Origin of the sequence: Cryobacterium sp. M15 (genome assembly GCF_002929675.1) — a bacterium.
GTDB classification, from domain to species: Bacteria; Actinomycetota; Actinomycetes; order Actinomycetales; family Microbacteriaceae; genus Cryobacterium; species Cryobacterium lyxosi.
In genome coordinates, this window is record NZ_PJJW01000035.1 from 61,816 (window position 1) to 85,585 (window position 23,770).

Sequence of the window (23,770 nt, forward strand, 5' to 3'; positions counted from 1 at the left end):
GACCCACCGTGCAGCAGCACCATGTTCGAGTTCACAGGAGCGACGAGAATCTGGCCCGCGAGGACCAGCTGGCTTGGAAGATCGCCGAGGTCGCCGCCGACCCTGCCGCAGTCTCCGAGGAAGTAACCGAAATGGTCATCAACCGGGTGATCGATAATGCCTCCGTGGCTGCGGCCAGCCTGACCCGGCGCCCGGTGATCGCTGCTCGCTCGCAGGCGCTGGCACACCCGCGTTCCAACGGTGGTGATGGCGCAACCGTATTCGGCCTCGCGCCGGCACGCCGGGTTTCCCCGGAGTGGGCCGCCTGGGCCAATGGCGTCGCCGTTCGTGAACTCGACTACCACGACACTTTTCTGGCCGCCGAATATTCCCACCCGGGCGACAACATCCCCCCGATCACGGCCGTCGCCCAGCACCTCGCCGCGCCGCGCGGCCTGACCGGCAGCGACCTGATTCGCGGCATCGCTACCGGCTACGAGATCCAGATCGACCTGGTGAAATCGATCAGCCTGCACGAGCACAAGATCGACCACGTTGCCCATCTCGGCCCGTCGGTCGCTGCCGGCATCGGCACCCTGCTCGGCCTCGACAAGGAGATCATCTTTCAGGCCGTCGGCCAGGCGCTGCACACCACGACCGCCACCCGTCAGTCGCGCAAGGGCGAAATCTCCTCCTGGAAGGCCCACGCGCCGGCATTCGCCGGAAAGATGGCCGTCGAAGCCGTCGACCGAGCGCTGCGCGGTGAGACCAGTCCGACCCCGATCTACGAGGGCGAAGACGGTGTCATCGCCTGGCTGCTCGACGGACCAGACGGCTCCTACGACGTGTCGCTGCCAGCCGCCGGCAGCATCAAACGCGCCATTCTCGACAGCTACACCAAGGAGCACTCGGCCGAGTACCAGGCGCAGGCCTGGATCGACCTCGCCCGCAGGCTGCACAACGAGCACCCCGAATTGCTCGTGGCCGGCGCGATCAAGAGCATCGTCATCCACACCAGCCACCACACGCACTATGTGATCGGCTCCGGCGCCAACGACCCGCAGAAGTACGACCCCACCGCGAGCCGCGAAACCCTCGACCACTCCATTCCCTATATTTTCACGGTGGCCCTGCAGGACGGAACCTGGAACCACGTCGACTCCTACAGCCCCGAGCGTGCCGGCCGCCCCGACACCATCGCGCTGTGGAACACCGTCACGACGACTGAAGACAAGGAATGGACGCGTCGCTACCACTCCCTCGATCCGGCCGAAAAGGCATTCGGCGGTCGCGTCGAAATCGAACTCACCGATGGAACCCGCCTGGTCGACGAGATCGCCGTCGCTGACGCGCATCCGCTCGGCGCTCGTCCCTTCGCTCGCTCGGAGTACATCAACAAGTTCCGCACGCTGGCCGCGCCGGTAATGGAGGAGTTCGAGATCGAACGATTCCTCGCCCTGGCCCAGCGCCTGCCGGAGCTTGGCGCCGCAGACCTCGGAGGGCTGACCATCGTGGCCAAGCCGGGACTGCTGGCGTCGATTACCACCCCGAACGGAATCTTCTAATGCTCTATGCGGGCACGACCGCCGCTGATAAGCGCATTGCCCTGCGAGGGGGCCTGACCAGCGGAAAGATTCTGCGCTACCCCGGCGCGTTCAACCCGCTCTCGGCCAAGCTCATCCAGCAGAAGGGTTTCGAGGGCGTCTACATTTCGGGCGCGGTGCTCTCGGCTGACCTCGGCCTGCCCGACATCGGCCTGACCACTCTTACCGAGGTGGCCGGCCGGTCGCAGCAGATCGCCCGCATGACCGACCTGCCGGCCATCGTCGATGCCGACACCGGTTTCGGCGAGCCGATGAATGTGGCGCGCACGATTCAGACCCTCGAAGACGCGGGACTTGCCGGCATGCACATCGAGGACCAGATCAACCCGAAACGTTGCGGCCACCTCGATGGCAAGCAGGTCGTGGACGCCGACACCGCGATCAAGCGCATCCGCGCCGCCGTCGATGCGCGCCGGGACGCGAACTTTCTCGTGATGGCGCGCACCGATATCCGTGCCGTTGACGGGTTGGCCGCCGCCGTCACCAGGGCCAAGCAGCTGCAGGATGCCGGGGCCGACGCGATCTTCCCCGAGGCGATGGGCAGCCTGGCCGAGTTCGAAACAATTCGGGCAGCCGTGTCGGTGCCGATCCTGGCGAACATGACCGAGTTCGGCAAGGGCGAGTTGTACACGGTGCAGCAGCTCGAGAATGTGGGCATGAACCTGGTGATCTTTCCGGTGTCGTTGCTGCGCCTGGCGATGGGGGCGGCGGCGCGTGGACTCGACGCGATCGAGCAGACAGGCTCGCTCACCACGATGCTGCCCGAGATGCAGCACCGGGCCGAGCTGTACGAGTTGCTCGATTATGCCTCGTACAGTCAATTCGATTCGGGTATCTTCGATTTCACCCTGAACCCGCACATTTCCACACCCAGTTCGGCGCACGGTCTGAAGGAGCACAATGTCTGACACCGAAACACTGCCACGCGTCACTCCGCACATTTACAAGGGCCTGACCGGTGTCGTCGTCGACACGACCGCGGTCTCCAAGGTCAATCCGGAGACCAACTCACTGCTCTACCGGGGCTATCCGGTGCAGGAGCTCGCGGCCAAGAAGAGCTTCGAAGAGGTTGCCTACCTGCTCTGGCACGGCGAACTACCCACAGAGCGGCAGCTCGCCGACTTCGAGGCGCTCGAACGGTCGGTGCGCCACCTCAGCCCGGTGATCAAGCGCATCATCGACGAGCTGCCGCTCACCGCACACCCGATGGATGTCGTGCGCACCGCGGTGAGCGTCATGGGCGCGAGCGATCCGGAGGCCGAGAATTCGTCGCCGGAATCCGACCTCGCCAAGTCGATTCGCCTGTTCGCCCAGCTGCCCGCGATCGTCTCCTACGACCAACGCCGCCGCCACGGGCTCGATCTGGTCGAACCGCGCGACGACCTCGGCTATTCGGCGAACTTTCTGCACATGGCCTTCGGCGAGGTGCCGGAGCTTGTCGTCGTCAACGCCTTCGACGTGTCGATGATCCTCTACGCCGAGCACTCCTTCAACGCGTCCACGTTCACCGCACGGGTCATCACCTCGACCCTGTCCGATTTGTATTCGGCCGTGACCGGTGCGGTCGGGGCGCTCAAGGGAGCCCTGCACGGCGGCGCCAATGAAGCCGTCATGCACACCTTCACCGAGATCGGCCTCGGCAGCGGCGCGGCCGAGCGGGCCGAACCGTGGCTGGCCCAGGCGCTCGCCGAGAAGCGCAAGATCATGGGTTTCGGGCACCGCGTCTACAAGAACGGTGACTCGCGGGTTCCGACGATGCGTGCCTCGCTCGTCTCCCTGGTCGACCACTACCAGAAGCCGGAACTGCTCGAACTGTACGAAGCCCTTGAGACGGCCATGACGACACGCAAGGCGATTCTGCCCAACCTCGACTACCCGTCGGGCCCGGCCTACCACCTGATGGGCTTCGATACCCTCACCTTCACGCCGATCTTCGTCGCGGCGCGCATCACCGGGTGGACCGCGCACATCATGGAGCAGAAGAAGAGCAACGCGCTCATTCGCCCGCTGTCTGCCTACAACGGCGTCGACCAGCGTCAGGTTTCATAGCGTTCTCATCTTGCGAAACGGATGCCCCGTTGCCCGCTGGCAGCGCGGCATCCGCTTCGTGCGCGCTCAGACATAGCTAGCATTGACGGATGACACTAGATGCCCAGGATGCGTCCCCTCCGCTCGTGATTGACCGCGAAATTCTGCAGTGGACCGACTTCGCCGCGGCGTCGCGTGAGCTGGCGACTCGAGTGCGAGGCAGTGGCTTTCATCCCGATGTGGTGATCGCCATCGCCCGCGGCGGACTACTGCTGGCCGGCGCTGTGTCGTACGCGCTCGGCACGAAGAACTGCGGCAGCATCAACGTGGAGTTCTACACCGGCATCGACGAACGACTGCCCGAGCCCGTGCTATCGGCGCCGATGCTCGACGCCCCGGCCCTCGCCGGCAAGCGGGTTCTGCTCGTCGACGACGTCTCTGACTCTGGCCACACCCTCGCATTGGTCATGCGCCTGCTCGGCGAGACCGCGATGGAGGTGCGCACCGCGACCCTGTATACCAAGCCGCGCACGGTGCACGTGCCCGATTTCACCTGGCGCGAGACCGACAAATGGATCGTGTTCCCCTGGTCGGCGCTGGCACCGGTTGCGGGAGCCCCCGACAGCAGCGCGCCGGAAACGCTGGCTGACCTGCCTGCTGACCTGCCTGCCGACGTGACGGCCGACCTGCCTGTTGACGTGACGGCTGAGGTCGCCGCGTGAGCGTGCACCTGGTCGGCGGCGGGGGAGACCCCGTACACGACGTTCCGGTCTTCGCGACCTTTCGGTCCGAGGTGATCGCTCATGCCGGCCAGGCCGGCCGCGATGAACCGGTCGTGGCGATTATCACTGTCGGCCCGGGTAGTGCGCACGCCGAAGAGCTCGCCGCATCGCTCGGCACCGGCGTGGAGACCCGCCGCACCGTGCTCGCGCCCGGTGACACGGCCACCCTGACCGCTTTGGGCGCCGTCGATGGCATCATCATCGGCGGCGGGGTGACGCCCGACTATTTGGCAGCTCTGCTGCCGATTGCCGGCGAGATTCGCCGCCAGGTGTCTAGTGGTGTGCCCTACCTCGGTTTCTCGGCCGGCGCCATGATCGCGGCCGAACGCGCCCTCATCGGCGGCTGGCGTATCGGCGGCGTCGAGGTCACTCCGGAACATGTCTCGGAAGGCCTCGATGAAATCACCCTGGCCCAGGGGATCGGCCTGCTCGACGTCACGGTCGATGTGCATGCTGCCCAGTCCGGCAGCCTGTCCCGACTGATCGCGGCGACCGAGGCTGGCCTCATCGACGGCGGCCTGGCCATCGACGAGAATACCGTGCTCGTGGTCGGTGAGGGCGCCCTCGGCGTGCTCGGAGCCGGCAGCGTCTGGCGGATCAGTCAGGCCGACGGTGGCGTTCTCGTGAGCACCATCGGCGCCTGACCGGCTCATGAACCTCGATGCGCTCGCGGCGACCGGGCAGATCGACCCGGGCTGGGCACGAGTACTCGCTCCCGTGGCCGACGACCTGGCCCGGGTGGGTGATTTTCTGGCGAACGAACGGGCGGCCGGCCACGTAGTGTTGCCCGCGCCGGAGCATCTGCTGCGTGCGTTTCAACAACCGTTCGACGCCGTACGGGTGCTCATCGTCGGGCAGGACCCGTACCCCACTCCGGGGCATCCGATCGGTTTGGCCTTCGCCGTCAACGCCGACGTGCGGCCGGTGCCGCGGAGCCTGGGCAACATCTACACCGAGCTCGCGGCCGACCTGGGCCTGCCGCGCCCCGAGCACGGCGACCTCTCGGCATGGTCTGATCAGGGGGTATTGCTGCTCAACCGGGTGCTCAGCGTGCGGGCCGGTGCAGCCGGATCGCATCGTCGACACGGTTGGGAAAGCGTGACCGACCAGGCGATCCGTGCACTCGTGCAGCGGAAGCATCCGCTCGTCGCGATTTTGTGGGGCCAGGATGCCGGTGCGCTTCGGCCCCTGCTCGGCGATACCCCCGTCATCGCATCGTCGCATCCGAGCCCACTCTCAGCCCGTCGCGGCTTTGTCGGCTCCCGGCCGTTCAGCGGCGCCAACCGGCTGCTCACCGCGCAGGGGGCGGCACCGGTGCAGTGGGCTCTTCCGGTAATCTGGAACCAACCAGAAAGGGGAGTGCCGGGTGCTTGAGGAAGAATACGAGCCTCGTCGTCGACTGCCCCGCCACCTGCGACCGGAAATCGCGGTCGAGGCGCCGTTCGAATACACGATGCGCGAGGTTCGAGCAACGGATCTGCCGCACATTCGCGAGATCTATAACTACTACGTCGCGAACAGTACCGTCACCTTTGACGAAGACGCGATGACGCTCGCCGAGTGGCGCGACAAGTTCTATTACCTGAACAAGCAGGGCATGCCGTTCATCGTCGCTGTCTCGCCGGCCGGCCAAATTCTCGGTTACGCCCTGGTCAGCCCGTGGAAACAGAAGAAGGCCTTCCGGTTCACGGTGGAGAATTCGATCTACCTCGGCGCGGCGTCGACGGGTAAGGGGCTCGGCCGCGAGCTGCTCGGCGAGCTGATCAAGCGGTCTAAAGCAGCTGGCCTGAAGGAGATCATCGCCGTCATCGCCGATCAGGGAGCGGATGCCTCGATCAAGCTGCACCGTGACTTCGGCTTCGACGAGATCGGCCGCATGGGCAAGGTCGGGTTCAAGTTCGAGCGCTGGCTCGGCACGATTCTGCTGCAAAAAAGCCTGAAGTAGTCCAGTCACGGGTGCGAGCAAGTGCCCAGCGATCTGCGCGCCTGACCGCCACTGCCGACGAATAGCCAAGCGCGCAACCCGCGCGCTCCAGGACTTTTTGTCGTTGGTTACCGTTCGACGTCGACCCATTCGTGGCCGAGGGCCTCCAATTCCGCGGTTCCGGCCGTGACTCGGGCGACGACCGCGGCGAGTCGCGTCGCGTCGTCATCGGCAATCTTCAGCACCGCGTCGAGCCCATACTGCGTTCCCAGGATGAGCACTCCGCGCTGGCGTAACTCGGCCTCGATGCGGCCGGCATCCGCGTGGGGCAAGGCGAGCGTGAACAATTCACGGCGTTCGCGCTCCACGACCAGCCCCAGGGACTGGGCCGCGTCGATCGCCGTGAGAACGGCCTCTGAGTACGCGCGCACCAGGCCGCCAGCACCGAGGAGGGTGCCACCGAAGTAGCGGGTGACGACGGCCACGCAGTCGACGAAACCTCGCCCGGACAGTGCCTCGAGCATGGGCCGCCCCGCAGTTCCCGATGGTTCACCGTCGTCATTCGAACGACGCACCTGATCGGGAGCACCGGATGACCCGAGCACGAATGCCGAGCAGTGGTGGCGAGCACCCCAGTGCGCCTTCCGTGCGTCGTCGATCGCAGCGCGCGCCGCATCCTCTGTCTCGGTTCTGACCAGGCGGCACAGAAATTTGGATCGCTTTACTTCGATCTCGGCGTCGACACGGCTGCCGACGCCGCCGTGCAAAGTGAGATCGGGCATACGTCCAGTCTCGCGCATCCGGGTGATCGGCGCCCGGTGCAGCGGAAGAAGCGCCCGGGGCCGGGGTGGCAGCCGTCGGTTTTCTGCCAGGGATCGAGGTCGTTACCTGGCGACGCGTGGCGTGTTCATGCGCCCCACCGCATTCAGCACGGCGCGCCGAGGGGAGATGCTGACCATCCGGGCGAGCAGCGCGTTGCGCGCGCCGACCAACACGACCGACGGCGTCACCGATCGGTCGAGAGCGGCGAAGGAGGCACGCATGACCTCGTTGACCGTCAGTGGCGTGCCCTTCTTACCGGAGCTCGTCTGGGCGATCTCGAAGAACTCGGTGTCGGCGGGGCCCGGACAGATCGCGGTGACCTTGAGGCCGCTCGGGCGGGTCTCGTAGCTGACCGCTTCGGTGTAGCTGAGCACATAGGCCTTGGTCGCCGCGTAGACGGCCATGCGCGGCACCGGCTGGAATGCCGCCGTGCTCGCCAAGTTCACCAGCGCTGCCGTGTGCGGATGCAGCGAGGCCGTCTCGACCAGATCGGGCAGAAAGGCATGGGTCAGCGCGGTCAGTGCGTGCACATTGAGGGCGACCTGCTCCGCTTCCCGCACCTGGTCGGAGTCGAGTACGGTGCCGAAGGTAGCGAAGCCGGCGTTGTTGACGAGGGTGCCAATGGTGATCGCCCGCTCGCGCAGGTCGGAGACCAGCTCGGGGACGGCATCCGCTTCGCTGAGATCAAGCGGAATCACGGTGGAGACGGTGCCGTATTTCTCGGCCAGGTCGACCGCGAGCGCCTCCAGACGGGCCTGACGGCGGGCGACTAGCACGAGATCCGCGCCGCGCTGGGCGAGTTCGTGCGCGTAGCCGACGCCGAGTCCGCTCGACGCTCCGGTGATGAGCGCGGTAGTGCCGATGGGATTGTACAAAGCGCTGGCCATGGCTTGAGGTTAGCCTCCCGGAACGAACATGACCAGAGGTGGCCGGTCACCGAGCCCGGTCGAACTAGGCTCGGATCATGGCTGATCCACACGAACTGACCGCCCTGGAACAATGGCAGGCCCTGCAGCGGAGGGAGATCAGCCCGAGCGAGCTCACCGAGCACTACCTGGCCCGCATCGAGAAATTCAATCCAGCGCTCGGCGCCTTCGTCACCGTGACCGCGGATGCCGCCAGGGCCCGGGCCCGCTTCGTTGAAGAGCGGATGCCGCTCACCGCGCCGCTTTGGGGCCTCCCCTTCGCCGACAAAGACCTGTACCAGCGTGCGGGGGTGCACGCCGGGTTCGGGTCGCGCCTGTTCGCCGACTATGTGCCCGACCGGTCCGACGATCTGGTGCAGGTACTCGATGACGCCGGGGGAGTCAGCCTCGGTAAAACCAACACGCCCGAATTCGGGCTCGCCTCGTATACCGAAAGCCTGGCCTCCCCGCCCGCCCGCACCCCGTGGAACCTCGCGCTCGGTGCCGGCGGATCCAGCGGCGGCGCCGCTGTCGCGGTCGCAGCGCGCTTGCTCCCGTTCGCGCCCGGCTCCGACGGCGGCGGGTCTATCCGCATTCCGGCGGCCGCCTGCGGCCTCGTCGGCCTCAAGCCCAGTCGCGGGCGTGTGCCCGCCGCTTCCGGCATCGACAAGCTCGGCGGCCTCTCCGTTGGTGGCCCGCTCGCTCGCACTGTAGCGGATGCCGCCCTCCTGCTCGATGCCATGATCGTGCCCCGGGACAGTCACCCCAACCACTACTACGCACTGCGGGCCCCCGATGATCAGACGCCGCTGCTGGCAGCGGCCGTGCGCGGCGAGGGCCGGTTTCAGCTCGGCGTCATGACGACCTCGGCCTGGGACAACGACTACTCCATCGAAATCGCCCCCGAAGCGCAGGAGGCGCTCGACCTGGCCGTTGCGGGATTCGCCGCGCTGCACCACGGACTCGAAGAGACGGCGCTCCTGCCCGACCCGAGCTACGGGCCGGCGTTTCGCACCATCTGGCAGGCTGGCGCGGCGAGCATCCCGGCCGAGACCGAGGCCGAGATCGCCCTACTCGAACCGTTGACCCAGTGGCTGCTCGCCCGGGGCCGAAATCTCAGTGCCCGCGAGCTTGCGCAGGCGCTCGCCGCGCTGACCGCGTTCGAGCGGTCGTTCATTCAGCAACTGTCGAAATTCGATGCCGTGCTGACCCCGGCCATGGCCCTGACCCCGCGGCCGGTCGGATGGTACGACGCGCACGACGCCGAGGCGAACTTCGCCCAGCAGGTTCAGTACACGCCGTTCACGTCGATGATCAACGTGAGCGGACTGCCGGCGATCGTGCTTCCGGTGCACCAAACCGAGAACGGCCTGCCGATGGGGGTGCAGCTCATCGGCCGGCCGGGCGGCGAGGCCACGCTGCTCGCGCTCGGCGCGCAACTGGAGCGGCGCATCCGCTGGCAGGAGCGAGTACCGCCCGAGCCGGCGTCAACCTACTGACGCGTCGCCACGGGGTTGGACGGCCACCAGAACCGGTCATCGACCAGAAAGACCAGGGCCGGCACGAGCACGGTGCGCACGACCAGGGTGTCCAGCAACACACCGATGCAGACGATCACGCCGATCTGGGTAAGAGCAACAACGGGTAGCACCCCGAGCACGGCGAATACGGCGGCGATCAAAATGCCGGCGCTCGTGATCACGGCGCCGGTCGAGGACAGCGCCCGCACCATTCCCTCGCGGGTGCCGTAGCGCCGCGCCTCTTCGCGGGCACGCGTCGTCAGGAAGATGTTGTAGTCCACGCCGAGCGCCACCAGGAACAGGAACGCAAACAAAACGACGCTGGTGTCGAATGCGGCAAACCCGAGCAGGTTTTGAAAGATCAGGTTGGAGGCGCCCAGGCTGGCGAAGAAGGTGGCGAGCACCGTGGCAATGAGCAGGACCGGTGCCACGATCGAGCGCAGTAACAGCGCCAGAATCAGAAAGACGATGCCGAGGATCAGCGGCAGGATCAGACGTTGATCGCGCTCGGCGCTGGTCTTCGTGTCGAGGGCCGTGGCATCGCTGCCACCGACCAGTGATTGCGAAACGGCGCCGGGGGCATCCGCTACATCGGTGCGCAGGGCGACGATGGTCGCGAACGTTGCGTCGCTGCCTGGTTCACTGTCGAGTGTGACGTCGATGCGGGTCAGGCCGCCGGCGTTCTCACCGGCGACCGCCGCAGAAACTCCGGGGGTCGCCAGAGCGACCGCCACGGTGTCAGCGGATGCCGCCTCCGGCGCCAACACAACGGTCTGGCTGGTCAGCCCCGCCGAAAACGACGCGTCCACGATGCGCTGCGCAACGACCGATTCCGGGTTGCCGAGCAGCTGGTCGGCCTGGGACAGCCCGACCGCGGCGCCGTTCAGCCCGAAGGCGAGAGCGCCGATCGCCAGAACGGAAATGACCGTGATGATCACCGGGTGCTTGGACACGCCCCGGCCGAGCCGTGTCCAGAAACCGGTGCGCGCCGGCGCTGCCTGAGCCCGCACGCGCGGAATGAACGGCCAGAACAGGCCGCGCCCGCACACCACGAGGGCTGCCGGCAGCACGAGCAGGGCGAACAGGATGGCGATGATCACACCGATGGCGCACGCGATACCGAGGGCCCGGTTGCCGGCGAGTTCCGCGAACATCAAGGTGAGAAGGCTCAGCGCTACCGTGCCGCCGCTGGCCGCGATGGCCGGGCCGGCGCTCGTCACTGCGGTACGCATCGCGACGTTGCGATTCTCGGTGTGCAGCAGTTCTTCGCGGTAGCGCGCCACGAGCAGCAGGGCGTAGTTGGTGCCGGCGCCGAACACGAGCACGGAGAGAATTCCCGAGATCGAGGCATCGAGGGCAAAACCGAGCGGTTCGGCCAGCGCGCCGGCTACCTTGCCGGCCAGGCCGTCGGCGAGGCCGACAACGACGAGCGGCACGATCCACAGCACCGGGCTGCGATAGGTCACGATGAGCAGCACCGCAACGACGATCACGGTCACCAGCAGCAGGCGAAAGTCGGCTCCGGCGAAGGCATTGGTGATGTCGGCCTGAAACCCTACTGGCCCGGTGACGTAGGCGGTCAGCCCGCCGGGCAGCGCGGTCGACGCCGTCGAGCGGATAGCGGTGGCCGCCTTCTCGATAGCGGCCGTCGCCCCGAGGGCCTCCAGTGGCACCACGCTCAACGCAGCCTGACCGTCGTCGCTGAACTGCGGCGTTGCTGCGCGCGGGGCGATCGACGCGGCCCCGAGCTGAGCCGCCGCGGCGGTGATGGCCGTCTTGTCGGCTGCGGTCAGGCTGGCGCTGTCCCGGGACCACACCACGATCGCAGCCGTCTGATCGGCGGAAGGAAACGTAGTGAGCAGCTCGGTGACCCGGGCAGCCTGGCTGCTTTCCGGTAACCCCGCAGCTGGAAAATCCGTTGAGTCATTGGCCGGAAGCAGGGTGAACAGTAATCCCACGGTAACGATTGTTCCGAGCAGTACCGCCCAGGCGGTGCGTTTGCCGGAGATAAAGCGGGTGATCGCGAGCACTGTTCCTCCCAGAATGTCCCTGATCGCTATCCTAGCTAGCTAAACGATTGCACCATTGTTTTGAATTACTCAAAACAAGATGCTAGGATCGGGGCATGACGATACCCGAATTGAGCGACGGCGCAGACGTGCGTCCGGCTGTAGCCGACGCCGGGTTGCTCGAGGACGGTATCCGCGCGGCTGGGCTCAAGGTGACCGCACCGCGTCTGGCCGTGCTGCGGGCCCTTAGCGACCGACCCCACGCGACCGCCGACGCACTGTTCGGCGCTGTGCGCGCAGACCTTCCGGGCACGTCACTCCAGGCGGTCTATGGAGTGCTGTCCTCGTTCACCACCGCAGGGATCGTACGCAAGATCGAACCGGCCGGCTCGCCCGCGCTGTTTGAACGCCGGGTCGGTGACAATCACCACCACATCGTCTGCACCCGCTGTGGCGTAGTGCACGACGTGGACTGCGCCGTCGGTCACTCTCCCTGCCTCACCCCGGTGGACGCGCTCGGCTTCGACGTGCGCGCCGCCGAGGTCATCTACTGGGGCCTGTGCGCCCAGTGCCAATCCGAAACCGCTCTCCCCTAACCTTCCACCGTAACGACGCGTTGCTGATCCACTCTCAAGGAGCACTATGACTATCAAGCCCACTACTGACCAGACGGGAACGCCCGTCGCGAGCGACGCGCACTCCCTCACCACTGGCGCCGACGGCGTCATCGCGTTGCACGACCGCTACCTGGTCGAGAAGCTCGCCCAGTTCAACCGCGAGCGCATTCCGGAGCGCATCGTGCACGCCAAGGGCGGCGGAGCGCACGGCGAGTTCGTCGTCACCGGCGACGTCTCGAAGTACACCCGCGCGGCCGTGTTCCAGCCGGGCACGGTCACACCGACCCTGCAGCGTTTCTCCAGCGTTGCCGGCGAGCAGGGCAGTCCAGACACCTGGCGCGACGTGCGCGGTTTCTCGGTCAAGTTCTACACGACCGAGGGCAACTACGACATCGTCGGCAATAACACCCCGGTATTCTTCGTCCGCGACGGCATCAAGTTTCCCGACTTCATCCACTCGCAGAAGCGACTGCCGGGCACCGGCCTGCGCGACGCGACCATGCAGTGGGACTTCTGGACCCTGTCTCCGGAGTCAGCCCACCAGGTCACCTACCTCATGGGTGACCGCGGCCTGCCGCGCTCGTGGCGTGAGATGCCCGGCTTCGGTTCGCACACCTACCAGTGGATCAACGCCGCGGGCGAGCGTTTCTGGGTGAAGTACCACTTCGAATCCAACCAGGGCAACGTCGAGATGGACGGGTCAGAGGCCGAACTCCTCGCCGGAGCGGATGCCGACTACTACCGCCGGGACCTGTCCGACGCGATCGCTGCCGGCAACTTCCCGTCGTGGAACGTGTCTGTGCAGGTCATGCCGTACGAGCAGGGCAACACCTACCGGTTCAACCCGTTCGACGTGACCAAGGTCTGGCCGCACGCCGACTTCCCGCTGATCCCGGTCGGCACCCACACCCTCAACCGCAACCCGGAGAACTTCTTCGCCGAGATCGAGCAGGCGGCGTTCTCGCCGGCCAACTTCGTGCCCGGCATAGCGGCGAGCCCTGACAAGATGCTCATGGCGCGTATCTTCTCCTACCCCGACGCTCAGCGCTACCGCGTGGGTACCAACTACGCGCAGCTGCCGATCAATGCTCCCAAGAGCCCGGTCAACAGCTACTCGCAGGATGGCTCGCAGCGCCACCACTTCAACGCACCGAGCGTACCGAACTACGCGCCGAACTCCCTCGGCGGCCCCGTCGCCGACCCGGCGGCTGCTGGTGAGGGTGCATGGGAGGATGACGGGACGCTGCTGCGTGCCGCCGCGACCCTGCGCAGCGAGGACAGCGACTTCGGCCAGGCTGGAACGCTCTACCGCGAGGTCTACGACGATGGCGCCAAGGCGCGTCTTCTCGACACCATCACCGGTGCCATCAGCGGCGTGACTCGCCCCGAGGTCACCGAGCGAGCAATCTGGTACTGGACCAGCGTTGACGCCGACCTCGGCGCCAAGCTGCGCGCGAACCTCGCCGTTTTCGCCGAGGCTGCAGCGGTCGACGCGGCATACGTCGCCGGCCAGTAGTAACACCCGCACGACAGAAACCGCCCGGCCTGATCACAGGCCGGGCGGTTTTGTGTGTGTTTCCGCTCGCGAGGGGGCGCAAATCGACCGTCGGGGGCCGGCTCTGGTCGGTGGGTGAACCTCACACGAGGGATGGGTGGCCGCCGCGCTGGCCAGCCGCTGCTCTAACGCAGGTAGCCACCCTTTTTCAGGCCGGCCTCGATCTCAAAACGGTTCTTCAGCGGATTGCGCCCGGCGACCGCGTACAGCAGCGGAAAGACCATGCCGAACCGTTGCCACTGGCGTTTGTGCACGGCTTCATGCTCGAGCACACCGGCTGTGATGTTCTGGTTGGTGAGGTAGCAGCCGCCAACGCAGGAGCCGCCGCGACCGAAGGTCCATGGTGGCATTCCGCGAAACACGAACAACCCTGCCCTCTTCTCGACCCGCCCGGTGCTCCAGATCGCCCCCCAGACCAGCCCGACTGCGGTGGCGTAGAGGTAGCCGGCCCGGCTGACAGGTGAATCAAAGAGGATGCGACGCATGCCTTACTGTGAAGCTTCGTCGGTGAACCCCGGGCGTCCGTAGGCTTCGAGCAGGCGCAGCCACACCTCGCTGAGGGTAGGGAAACTCGGTACCGCGTGCCATAACCGGCTGATGGGAACTTCGCCGACAATCGCGACCGTGGCCGAGTGCAGCAGCTCGGCGACGTCTTGGCCGACAAAAGTAACGCCGAGGAGGACCTCCCGGTCGAGATCGACGATCGCCCGGGCCTTGCCGACGTAGCCGACCGCGAGTACCGAGGCGCCGCCCAGGTTGGCGAGGTCGTAATCCAGTATGCGGATGCGATACCCTGCCTTCACGGCGGACGCGGCGGTCAGCCCCACCGAGGCAACCTCCGGGTCGGTGAAGGTCACCTGCGGAACGGCGGCGTGGTCGGCCGTCGCCACGTGCGCGCCCCAGGGCGCGTCATCCACCGGGGTGCCGGCTGCACGGGTCACGATCGCGTCGCCGGCCGCGCGGGCCTGGTATTTGCCTTGGTGTGTGAGGAGTGCCCGGTGGTTGACGTCGCCGGTGGCATAGAGCCAGTCGCCGGCCAGCGCGGGGGAGTCGCCCTGCACGAGCAGCGAGTCGTCTACCATGAGCCAGTCACCCGGGTTGAGGCCGACCGTGCCGAGGCCGAGGTCTTGGGTGTGCGCGGTTCGACCGATGGCCACGAGCACCTGGTCGGCCGCGACGGTGGTGCCGTTATCGAGCGTGAGCGTGACCGTACCGGTTTCATCCCGGTGCGCGGTCGTGGTAGACGGGCCGACGAGCACGGTCACCCCATTCTCCTCGAGCGCGGCGGTGATGAGTTCGCCCGCAAAGGGTTCCTGCTTGCCGAGCAGTGCACTGCGGGCGATCACGGTCACCGTCGAGCCGAGTGAGGAGTACGCTGCAGCCATCTCGGCGGCGACGACGCCGCCGCCGATCACGGCGAGACGCTCTGGAATTTGCTGGGCGCTTGTCGCATCGCGGCTGGTCCACGGCTCGATCTCTTTCAGACCGTCAATGTCGGGCAGCAACGCCGCTGACCCAGTGCTGACGACGACTGCATGGGTGGCGGTCAGAACGGTGACCGCGCCATCCGGTGCGGTCACGGTGACCTCTTTGACGCCAGTGAGACGGGCATGGCCACGCACGAGGCCGATACCAGCCGACTCCAGCCATTTTGCCTGGCCGTCGTCCTTATAGTTGCTCGTAATGGAGTCGCGTTGCTTGAGGGTCGCCCGCACGTCGATGTTTCCCGTGACGGCCTCGGCGGCCCCCGGAACCCGGCGGGCCGCAGCGAGGGCGGCGCCGCTTCGCAGCAGCACTTTCGACGGCATGCAGGCCCAATACGAACACTCGCCGCCGACCAGATCGCTCTCGACGAGGACCGTGCGCAGTCCGCCCTGGGCGGTGCGGTCGGCAACGTTCTCCCCGACAGCGCCGCCGCCGATGACGATGACGTCGTAGATCTGACTCGACATTGAATCTCCTTGAATCGGGGTGTACCGGCCTGGTGACGAAAAACTGGCCACGGCTGTTCGGGCTGGTGGTCGCTGGCCGGGACATGGAGAGCTAAATGCAGCCTACCCTGACGTTCTTACTCAGTGTGTGAGTTTGTTTGAGACGTCGCGGCCTGCTGCTAACGACTGGGATCCGATTATCTGGCTTTCAACGAGCACTGTGACCCCGGGCCCACCTTATGAACGCGGGCCCAGTTTATAAGCTGGGCCCGCGTTCCGGGCCCAGGCCCCGTCCACACGGGATGGGGCGTGGGGTACTAGCGGCCGAGGAAGACGGCGGGAATCCGGGTCAGGAACGACTGCATTCCGATGCGGGAGTCTTCGGTGGCCACCAGGCTGGCGAGAGCCGGCTGCAGTGCTGCTTCAGCAGATGCCGGACCGCTCCGCTCGGCCAGGCGCGCGTTGGCCAGGGTGGCTTGGATGGCGAGCGGGGCCTGGGCAGCGATCTTCTCGGCGAGCACGAGCGCCCGGTCGAACTGGGCGCCGTCGGGCACGATTTCCTGCACGAGGCCGAGGCGGTGCGCCTCGGCGGCATCGAACAGGTCGCCGGTGAGCAGCCAGCGCATGGCATTGCCCCAGCCGGCCGCACGCGGAAACCGAATCGTCGCGCCCCCGAACGGCAGGATGCCCCTGGCGACCTCGATCTGACCGAACCGAGTGGATTCGGCAGCGACCACGATGTCGCTCGCCAGCATCAGCTCGATGCCGAGGGTGAGGCAGGTGCCCTGCACAGCGATGACGACCGGTTTGCTGAGGGATTGGCCATCCACTTGCCACGGGTTCATGCCGCCCTCCGGTACCATTTCGAGCCCGTTCGGGCCGAGTCGTGGGCCGATATCGGCGAGGTCGAGTCCGGCCGTGAAGTGCTCCCCGACCGCGTAGACCAGGCCGACGCGCAGCTCGGGGTCGCGGTCGAGCTCACCGTAAGCGAGCGCGAGCTGCTGCAACAGCGAGAAATCGGCGGCATTGCGTTTTTCGGGCCGGTTGAACCCGATCAGCAGAATGTGGCCGCGACGCTCGGTGAGAATGCGGGGCTCGTCGGTCATGGGGCCTCCATCGGTACAGGTGACGTTGCAGGCGGAAGTGGCGAGCGGATGCTCTGTGGCCGGCTCGGGGCGCAGTGACGGGGCATCCAGCTAGCGGGTGAGCGCGCCGATGATGCGCAGAATACTGGGCAGGTCATCGGTCGCCGCTGCCGGGGACGCGGGCGCGAACCCGGTGATGGTCGCGCCGGCGAGGGTGAAGTCGGCGCGCAGGGCGGTGATCGCGCCGCCGAGATCAGCCACGCTCAGCCCGAACGGAATGAGATCGCTGAGGCCATCGAGCGCCGAAGGATCGAGCACGTCGAGATCGATGTGCACGAAAACGTGCGTGGCGCCGATTGCAGCAACCGCGGCGATGAGCGCGGCGGGGTCGGCCAGCTCGGAGCACGACACGCTCACCAGGCCGTGCTCGTTCAGCAGTACGTCCTCAGCATCGTCGATGTCACGAATGCCGGCGAGAACGACGTTCTGCAGCCGCACGCTGCTCGCAGCGGCCAGCTCGAGTTCGGCCGGCCCTTCGCCACTGATCGCGCGCAAGACCATGCCACAAAATCCGCCCGACGGCGAGGATTCCGGCGTGTGCAGGTCGGGGTGGGCGTCAAACCACACCACGGCCAGATCGCCCGGATGCGTGCGCGCCGCGTGTTCGACCGCGGCCAACGCGATGCCGCAGTCGCCACCGATCGAGAGGGCCCAATCGGTGGTGTCCTGCAAGATCCTGGTGTGGCGTTCGCGTACCTGTTGGATCGCCGAGAACCGACGCACGCCGGTATCGAGCGAATCACCGGCCTCGACCGGCACATCGACCAGGCGCGTGGCCGAAAAGGGGAGGTCGCCCTGGATAGCCGCCGCCCCGTCGATCAGGCGCATTGCGCGCGGAGAAGTCGAACCCTGCCACTGCGGTACTACAACGAAGGTGGGAGCCATACCTCAGTATGGCCCAGCGACCGTGCAGGCAGCATCCGCTTCGCCGACAACAAAATTCTTGCGGCCGACCGGAGAACGAATGCCGCCAGGCCGTCACTCGACGAATGTGTCGGGTACAGACCGGGTCGTCACGACTCGCACGTGGCGAGTGAGCAGGCCTAACCCTCGATGGCGGCGGTGTTGCCGGCCTTCAGAGCGGCGAGGCGGGCATCTACTTCGGTGAGTTCGCCGAGATCGTCAAGGCTTTCGAACTGCGCATCGAGGCTGGATGCGGCGAGTTCCTGGGCGCCACGCACGCGGGCCTCCTCGCGCCGAATCTTGTCTTCGAAGCGGTTGACCTCGCTCGTCGGGTCCATCATGTCGATGCTCTTGACGGCGTCCATCACCTGCGCCTGCGCTTTGGCGGTCTTGGAGCGCGCGATCAGCTCAGCGCGCTTGTTGGTGAGCTGCACCAGCTTCTCTTTCATGGCGTTCAGGCCGGTCTTGAGCTGGTTGACAACGGCGGTCTGCGCCTGAATCTGTGGTTCGGCGGTCTTGACCTCCTTCTCGGAGGTGAGCTGTCGACCGAGCGCGACCTTGGCGAGGTTGTCGAACTTGTCGGCGTCGGCAGCGTTGCCGACCAGGCGCAGCTCGTCGGCCTTGCGGCTCGCAGCGAGGGCCTTGTCGCCCCACTCCACGGCGGCTTCCTGGTCTTCACGGTGGTCGTCTTCGAGCAGACGCAGGTTGCCGATGGTCTCGGCAATCGCGCTCTCAGCATCGGAGATGCTGCTCGAGAAGTCGCGCACCATCTGGTCAAGCATTTTGGCCGGGTCTTCCGCCGAGTCCAGGATGGCGTTGATGTTCGCCTTCGCAAGCTGGGAGATACGGCCGAAGATGGACTGCTTGGTCATTCGGAGGTCCTTTCACAAAGAGTGACCCTGGCCGAAGGATTCCGCCAGAGAAGTGCGTGTCTGTTGCAAAGTTTAGGGTGACCGGTAGACCCGAGTCTGGGAACCTCCAAAAATCTGCCCGAGGGCGATGTTGCCCCGTGTTACAGGACCGCTCGCACACTACGCGCGCGCCGCCCAAAATGGGATGAACGCGGCCTTGGTTGAGCGCAGCGCGATCGACACCGACGGGAGCCCCGCATGAACGAAGAACTCACGAACCGCATGCTCGCCGTCGTCGAGGTCACGACCGCGCGTCCCGACCGGCCCGTCTACCACGCCAAGGTGCAGGTGCTCAACTCTCGCGTCGTCTCTGAAGCCAAGGCAGGTGGCTGGTCTGTCACCCGCGTCGCCGCCGCCGACGTCACCCCTGCCGAACTGTTGCGCCGTACCGTGGATGCCGACGCTGTCGTCATCGTCGGCGGCGAAGATATCTCCCCCAACTATTACGGCGGCACAACCGGCTATGAGGGTGAGACGGTGCACTTCGCTTCCGCAGACGAGGGCCAGATCGCTCTCGTGCAGCGTGCGCTCGCGCTCGGCACACCGCTGCTGGGCATCTGCCGCGGCCTGCAGATCATCAACGTCGCCCTCGGCGGCACCCTCGTGCAGCATATCGACGACGGCATTCACAAGAACATCGACGTGCCGATCGACCAGATCCTCTCTACCCATGACGTCACACTGGCCGCAGGCAGCACTATCGCGGCCGTCCTCGGCGGGGTGGACATCTCGGTGCAGAGCGCCCACCACCAGATCGTCGACGGTCTCGGCGCCGGGCTGGTAGCCGCGGCCCACGCCCCGGACGGCCTGATCGAAGCGCTCGAGCACGGGAGCGCTCCGATCGTTGGTGTGCAGTGGCACCCCGAAGCGCCCGATTCCCCGGCCGATCAGCTGGCTCTGCTCCTGGCCGGACTGGCCGCTCAGCACGACGCCCGCACGCGGGTCGAGGCCCGAATCACAAGCGCCCTGGTCGCTTAGCTGCGCGACGGACTAGAGAACGGCGGCGTCGAACGTGGCATCGAGGGCCGCCGCGAGATCTGCCACCAGGTCAATGGTGTCTTCGAGGCCTACCGAGAAACGGAGGTGCCCGAATTCGCGAAACGGTGCCGGGTACGCCGCGACGCGCGGCCCGGAGTTGTCGACGTGCACGATGAGCGACTCATCGTGCCCGAGCGACACGGCCGACGTGATCACGCGCAGGTTCGCGACGAACCGGTTCTGCGCCGCCTTATCGCCAGTGACGGCGAAGGCGAGCACCCCGCCGAAACCGTGCGGCAGCTGCCGCAGGGCCACAGCGTGCTGCGGATGCGAGGCTAACCCCGGGTAGGCGACGTACGCGACCCGCGGATCGGCCTCGAGAAAACGGGCGATGGCGAGCGCCGACTCGCAGTGCTGTCGGATGCGCAGGGGAAGCGTAACCGAGCCGCGCATGATCAACCAGGCGTTGAACGGGCTGATCACACCGCCCACGTCGACCATGGCGTCAACCTTGATCCGGCGAATCAGCGCCGCGCTACCGATGACGGCGCCACCCATCGCGTCGCCGTGCCCGTTGATGTACTTTGTCAACGAGTGCACGACAAGGTCGGCTCCGTGCTCGAGGGGGCGAAACAGCGGCGGCGGCGTGAACGTGTTGTCGATCGACAGCAGGGCGCCGGCTTCGTGCGCGATCTGTGCGACGCCCGCGACATCCGTCACCGCGGTCGTGGGGTTACCGACCGTCTCAATGTGAATCAGACGCGTCGTAGAGCGGATGGCGGACCGCACCGCAGCCAGATCCGTCGCGTCCACAAAGGTGGCCTCGATTCCGTATTTGTTGGGCAAAAGCTCGGTGAAGAGCCGATACGAGGCCTCGTAGGTGACGTTGGCGACGACGACGTGGTCGCCGGTCTTGAGCAGTGTGAAGAACACGGCGTGCAGGGCCGCGACACCGCTGGCCAAAACCACGGCGTCTTCGCCGCGCTCGAGCACGGCGAGCTTCTGCTGCAGGCCCTGTTGATTTGTGCCGGTGTTGCGGGTATAGAGACCGGGCGTCGCGCCCGACCAGCTCATCATCGACGGGTCGTCGGGCAGCGCGTATGAGTTGGCCATCACGATCGGTGTACGGAGCGCCCCCGACCCGACATCGATCGTGTTGCCGGCGTGGACCGACTGGGTCTGAAAGCCCAGCGTGGCCGGATCGTGCTTGTTCGGCCGTGGTGCCGGGATCGGTTCGGTGCGAGAGGTCATCCCTCCACGCTAGACCCGGCGCAGCGTCCAAATTGAAACGTTACGTGTTGGGGGTGACCACCTGGCCGGTACCGACTACGAAAAAGCCCCGGCACTTCTCGCCTGGGGGGAGGTGAGAAATATGCCGGGGCCAATCGTTGGAGTGGGGGAACTCCGTATGCAACGGTACGGGGGATGGCCTGAGAAGGGGCTGATAAAAATGGATCCGGGAGTCTACCCCCAGTACGTGACCGGCGCCTCCCGGTCGGTCGGTTTGTTATACACCCGTTGTAACCGCCGCTCGACCGATTCGTCTTGCTCTGGGCCCACGGGGGATGGTCGGGGGCCGCGTTAACCCAGACGAGGCGGTGCCGTCCCGGTAGTTCGGGGGCATCGCCTCGTCTGGTTTACCGACGGCAGCAGTTGCTTGGGTGAGTCAATGGCATCGGTCGGGGGACAAGAAGTGGCTTCAGGCAGCCTGGTGTTTGTCGGCGCCAACTGCGGTCGTGGAGTGAGCCCAGGCGAGCAATTCAGCCTGCGCGCGTCGACGGCTCGCGGCGGTCTGCTTGGGCGGTACTGGAACATTCATTCGGGAGCCGGGGCAATCCTTGGTTGAGTTGGCCAGCGAGTGATAGGTCGCAAACCGGGTATCCGACGTGATCCACACCATCTGTTCGCATTCTGGGCACTCTGTCTGCAACATTTTCACGATTGTCCGTTCCATCGCCGACTCGGGTAATCGGTTCGATAACTTCAATCTAGTGGGGATAGACAAGTCAATGTCCTCCCCATTCGTGGGACAGAAAAATACGCGAAACGGTGGTATTTTGTGGCCAGGTCAGCGACCGGCCGCGTATCCCTGTGCCCCGCGTGCATCCGCCGCCGCCTGCAGCAGCCCGCTCCGCGGGTCGCGAGTGACCGCTGAGATGCGACCGAGCGCCCAGTCGCCGGCCCGGGTGATTTGGTGGCCGCGCCCTTCCAGCTCGGCGATGACTGTCTCGCCGAGCCGATCCTCGACTACGGCGCTGCCGGGTTCCCAGGTACGCGGCCAGAACGAGCCCGGAAACGAGGTGCTGTGAAAGGCGGGCGCATCGATCGCCTGCTGCGGAGTGTACCCGCCGACGATTGTGCGCAGCAGATACAGCAACTGCCACTGGTCCTGCTGGTCACCGCCGGGGGAGCCGAGCGCCGCAACCGCTTGCCCGTCTTTCAGCACGAGCGTCGGGGTGAGGGTCGTGCGTGGGCGTTTACCGCCGGTCAGCGCCGACGGTGCGCCAGGCTCGAGCCAGGTCATCTGCAGGCGTGAACCGAGGCAGAATCCCAACTCGGGAATGGTGGGCGACGACTGCAGCCAGCCACCAGACGGTGTCGCCGAGACCATGTTGCCCCAGCGATCGACGACGTCGATGTGGCAGGTGTCGCCGCGCATTTCACCGGTCGCGAGGGCTTCTGGCTCAGCTTCGGTGCCGGCCGGTGCATCGATCGTCGGTTCACCGACTGCAGCGGATGCCTCCGCACCCTGCTTCGTCAATGCCGCGGTCGTGTACGCGGTGCGCAGCACCGGGTAATACGGGGTGTAGCCGGGTACGAGGCCAGGGCGAAACTCGTGCGAGGCGGTCTCCGTGATGAGCGCGCGACGGGTAGCCGCGTAGACCGCCGACAGGAGGTAATCGAGCGGTCCGGTATCAAGCGGTCCTTCGGCGTCGCCGTAGTACGCTTCCCGGTCGGCGATCGCCAACTTCTGGGCCTCCAGGATGGTGTGCGCGCCGAGCGCGGTAGAGGGGTCGAGCTCGGCGTCGCTGAACCCCTCCAGAATCATCAGAGTCTGGAGCAACGCCGGTCCTTGCCCCCAGGCGCCGGTTTTAGCGATCGTGTGGCCGCGAAAAACGACCGTTGTGGCTTCCTCGATGCTCGCTTCGAAGCCGGCCAGGTCGGCCAGTGTCATGACGCCGGCATGATCGGTGCCGGAGGAATGCCGGTGCGGGGTCTGCCCGAAGTCGACGATGGCTCGGGCCACGAATCCTTCCCGCCACTCCTGCCGGGCCGCGTCGATGCGTCCCGCTCTCGTCGCGACGGTCGTTGTGGCGCTGGCCGCGATCAGGCGGTCGAGACTCCTCGCCCAGGCTTCATTGGTCACCAGGTCACCGGCTGCAGGCAGGATATCATTTGGCATCCACTGTGCTGCCGAGGTAGGCCAGTGCTTGGAGAACAGGGCTGCGACCGAGCTGATCGTGGCGACGACCCGGCCCAGAACAGGATGCCCATCGCGGGCGTAGCCGCGGGCGAACGCGAGCACTTCGGGCAGCTCCCAGGTGCCGAAGTCGCGCAGCAGCACGAGCCAGGCGTCGACTGCGCCGGGAACGGCTGCGGCGAGCGCCCCCGATCCGGGAACGAGGTCGAGGCCCTCGGACCGGTAATGGTCGATGGTGGCTGCCTGTGGGGCCGGCCCCTGCCCCATCAGCACGCGCGGAGCATCCGGTTCACTCGCTGTCACGAAGACGCCGGTCATATCGCCGCCGGGTCCGTTTAGGTGCGGTTCCACGATGTGCAAAACGAAGGCACCGGCCACGGCCGCGTCGAAGGCGTTGCCGCCCCGTTCGAGCACGGCCTGGGCGCAGGCCGTAGCGAGCCAGTGCGTGGAGGCGGTCATTCCGAAGGTTCCACGCAGGGTTGGACGGGTGGTGAAGACGTTCGGTGCGGTGTAGGTCACTTCCCCACCCTTGCACGAGTGGTGGCACGGTGCGCCCCTGGAGCCCACCACGGGGTCGTTGCGGCGTGATCGGATGCCGACCGCCGGATGTCTTCGATCACCTGCCTCGAATCGGCTCGATTCGTGCGATGATCAGGCCAAGAGTGTGCGGGCCTGTCGTCGCAGGCTGTGTTCAGGATCTATACCCGACAGCTGCGCAAACCCGAGACGAGGAAAG

The 23,770-nt window shown here is 66.3% G+C and carries 22 protein-coding genes; 11 read left to right on the forward strand and 11 right to left on the reverse strand.

What is annotated here, in order from left to right; all coding sequences use genetic code 11:
- Nucleotides 1-8: 8 nt before the first annotated feature.
- The 7 genes from CXY83_RS06885 (at nt 9) to CXY83_RS06915 (ending at nt 6,338) form a co-directional block, all read left to right on the forward strand.
- Nucleotides 9-1,544, forward strand: coding sequence for an MmgE/PrpD family protein (locus tag CXY83_RS06885; protein WP_104196639.1), 1,536 nt, complete (start codon nt 9-11; stop codon nt 1,542-1,544).
- Entirely contained in the window at nt 1,544-2,491 is a 948-nt protein-coding gene (gene prpB / locus CXY83_RS06890; protein WP_104196640.1) for a methylisocitrate lyase, read from the forward strand. Before CXY83_RS06885 ends, prpB begins: the two co-directional genes overlap by 1 nt.
- A complete protein-coding gene (locus CXY83_RS06895) occupies nt 2,484-3,632 on the forward strand; it encodes a bifunctional 2-methylcitrate synthase/citrate synthase (RefSeq protein WP_104196641.1) in 1,149 nt (382 codons plus the stop codon). The genes prpB and CXY83_RS06895 overlap by 8 nt, the downstream gene beginning before the upstream one ends.
- Nucleotides 3,633-3,721: 89 nt before the next feature.
- Nucleotides 3,722-4,333 (forward strand): phosphoribosyltransferase, encoded by a 612-nt coding sequence (locus CXY83_RS06900; RefSeq protein ID WP_104196642.1) that lies wholly within the window; start codon nt 3,722-3,724, stop codon nt 4,331-4,333.
- Entirely contained in the window at nt 4,330-5,037 is a 708-nt protein-coding gene (locus tag CXY83_RS06905; RefSeq protein ID WP_104196643.1) for a Type 1 glutamine amidotransferase-like domain-containing protein, read from the forward strand. The genes CXY83_RS06900 and CXY83_RS06905 overlap by 4 nt, the downstream gene beginning before the upstream one ends.
- A gap of 7 nt (nt 5,038-5,044) precedes the next feature.
- Complete coding sequence (locus CXY83_RS06910) at nt 5,045-5,767, forward strand: uracil-DNA glycosylase (protein ID WP_104196644.1); 723 nt, start codon at nt 5,045-5,047, stop codon at nt 5,765-5,767.
- Entirely contained in the window at nt 5,760-6,338 is a 579-nt protein-coding gene (locus tag CXY83_RS06915) for a GNAT family N-acetyltransferase (RefSeq protein ID WP_174722174.1), read from the forward strand. The genes CXY83_RS06910 and CXY83_RS06915 overlap by 8 nt, the downstream gene beginning before the upstream one ends.
- Before the next feature lie 107 nt (nt 6,339-6,445).
- Here CXY83_RS06915 and CXY83_RS06920 read toward each other — a convergent pair whose 3' ends face one another.
- Together CXY83_RS06920 and CXY83_RS06925 are read right to left on the reverse strand one after the other, a co-directional pair.
- Nucleotides 6,446-7,099, reverse strand: coding sequence for a YigZ family protein (locus CXY83_RS06920; RefSeq protein WP_104196645.1), 654 nt, complete (start codon nt 7,097-7,099; stop codon nt 6,446-6,448).
- A gap of 102 nt (nt 7,100-7,201) precedes the next feature.
- Nucleotides 7,202-8,026 (reverse strand): SDR family oxidoreductase, encoded by an 825-nt coding sequence (locus tag CXY83_RS06925; RefSeq protein WP_104196646.1) that lies wholly within the window; start codon nt 8,024-8,026, stop codon nt 7,202-7,204.
- 77 nt (nt 8,027-8,103) lie between these two features.
- On the opposite strand from CXY83_RS06925, the gene CXY83_RS06930 reads away from it, so the two are divergent.
- On the forward strand, nt 8,104-9,543 hold the full coding sequence (locus tag CXY83_RS06930; protein WP_104196647.1) for an amidase: 1,440 nt from the start codon (nt 8,104-8,106) through the stop codon (nt 9,541-9,543).
- On the opposite strand, the gene CXY83_RS06935 is transcribed toward CXY83_RS06930, so the two are convergent.
- Nucleotides 9,537-11,594: an MMPL family transporter gene (locus CXY83_RS06935; RefSeq protein ID WP_104196648.1), complete on the reverse strand. Its 2,058-nt coding sequence runs from the start codon at nt 11,592-11,594 to the stop codon at nt 9,537-9,539. The genes CXY83_RS06930 and CXY83_RS06935 overlap by 7 nt on opposite strands.
- A gap of 95 nt (nt 11,595-11,689) precedes the next feature.
- Between CXY83_RS06935 and CXY83_RS06940 the strand changes: the two genes are divergently transcribed.
- Both CXY83_RS06940 and CXY83_RS06945 read left to right on the forward strand, forming a co-directional pair.
- Nucleotides 11,690-12,169, forward strand: a complete 480-nt coding sequence (locus tag CXY83_RS06940) for a Fur family transcriptional regulator (protein WP_104196649.1) — start codon at nt 11,690-11,692, stop codon at nt 12,167-12,169.
- A 46-nt stretch (nt 12,170-12,215) separates the two neighbouring features.
- On the forward strand, nt 12,216-13,706 hold the full coding sequence (locus CXY83_RS06945; protein WP_104196650.1) for a catalase: 1,491 nt from the start codon (nt 12,216-12,218) through the stop codon (nt 13,704-13,706).
- 164 nt (nt 13,707-13,870) lie between these two features.
- Here the strand turns inward: CXY83_RS06945 and CXY83_RS06950 are convergent, their stop codons facing one another.
- The 5 genes from CXY83_RS06950 to CXY83_RS06970 all read right to left on the reverse strand — a co-directional run bounded on the left by CXY83_RS06950 (nt 13,871) and on the right by CXY83_RS06970 (nt 18,596).
- The gene (locus tag CXY83_RS06950; protein WP_104196651.1) at nt 13,871-14,230 is read right to left on the reverse strand and encodes a Fe-S oxidoreductase; all 360 of its coding nucleotides are present in this window, start codon (nt 14,228-14,230) and stop codon (nt 13,871-13,873) included.
- A 3-nt stretch (nt 14,231-14,233) separates the two neighbouring features.
- Nucleotides 14,234-15,697: an NAD(P)/FAD-dependent oxidoreductase gene (locus CXY83_RS06955; RefSeq protein WP_104196652.1), complete on the reverse strand. Its 1,464-nt coding sequence runs from the start codon at nt 15,695-15,697 to the stop codon at nt 14,234-14,236.
- 296 nt (nt 15,698-15,993) lie between these two features.
- The gene (locus CXY83_RS06960) at nt 15,994-16,782 is read right to left on the reverse strand and encodes a crotonase/enoyl-CoA hydratase family protein (protein ID WP_104196653.1); all 789 of its coding nucleotides are present in this window, start codon (nt 16,780-16,782) and stop codon (nt 15,994-15,996) included.
- Between the two features lie 90 nt (nt 16,783-16,872).
- Nucleotides 16,873-17,706, reverse strand: a complete 834-nt coding sequence (locus CXY83_RS06965) for an arginase family protein (protein ID WP_104196654.1) — start codon at nt 17,704-17,706, stop codon at nt 16,873-16,875.
- Nucleotides 17,707-17,864: 158 nt separating this feature from the next.
- Entirely contained in the window at nt 17,865-18,596 is a 732-nt protein-coding gene (locus CXY83_RS06970) for a PspA/IM30 family protein (RefSeq protein ID WP_104196655.1), read from the reverse strand.
- A 237-nt stretch (nt 18,597-18,833) separates the two neighbouring features.
- Here CXY83_RS06970 and CXY83_RS06975 point away from each other — a divergent pair, with 237 nt between their 5' ends.
- Nucleotides 18,834-19,613: a gamma-glutamyl-gamma-aminobutyrate hydrolase family protein gene (locus CXY83_RS06975; RefSeq protein ID WP_104196656.1), complete on the forward strand. Its 780-nt coding sequence runs from the start codon at nt 18,834-18,836 to the stop codon at nt 19,611-19,613.
- 12 nt (nt 19,614-19,625) lie between these two features.
- On the opposite strand, the gene CXY83_RS06980 is transcribed toward CXY83_RS06975, so the two are convergent.
- From CXY83_RS06980 to CXY83_RS06990, 3 genes are all read right to left on the reverse strand, one after another.
- Nucleotides 19,626-20,864, reverse strand: a complete 1,239-nt coding sequence (locus CXY83_RS06980) for a PLP-dependent aspartate aminotransferase family protein (protein ID WP_104196657.1) — start codon at nt 20,862-20,864, stop codon at nt 19,626-19,628.
- Nucleotides 20,865-21,312: 448 nt separating this feature from the next.
- A complete protein-coding gene (locus tag CXY83_RS06985) occupies nt 21,313-21,513 on the reverse strand; it encodes a hypothetical protein (RefSeq protein ID WP_104196658.1) in 201 nt (66 codons plus the stop codon).
- Between the two features lie 168 nt (nt 21,514-21,681).
- Nucleotides 21,682-23,553: a gamma-glutamyltransferase family protein gene (locus CXY83_RS06990; RefSeq protein WP_104196659.1), complete on the reverse strand. Its 1,872-nt coding sequence runs from the start codon at nt 23,551-23,553 to the stop codon at nt 21,682-21,684.
- Between the last annotated feature and the right edge of the window lie 217 nt (nt 23,554-23,770).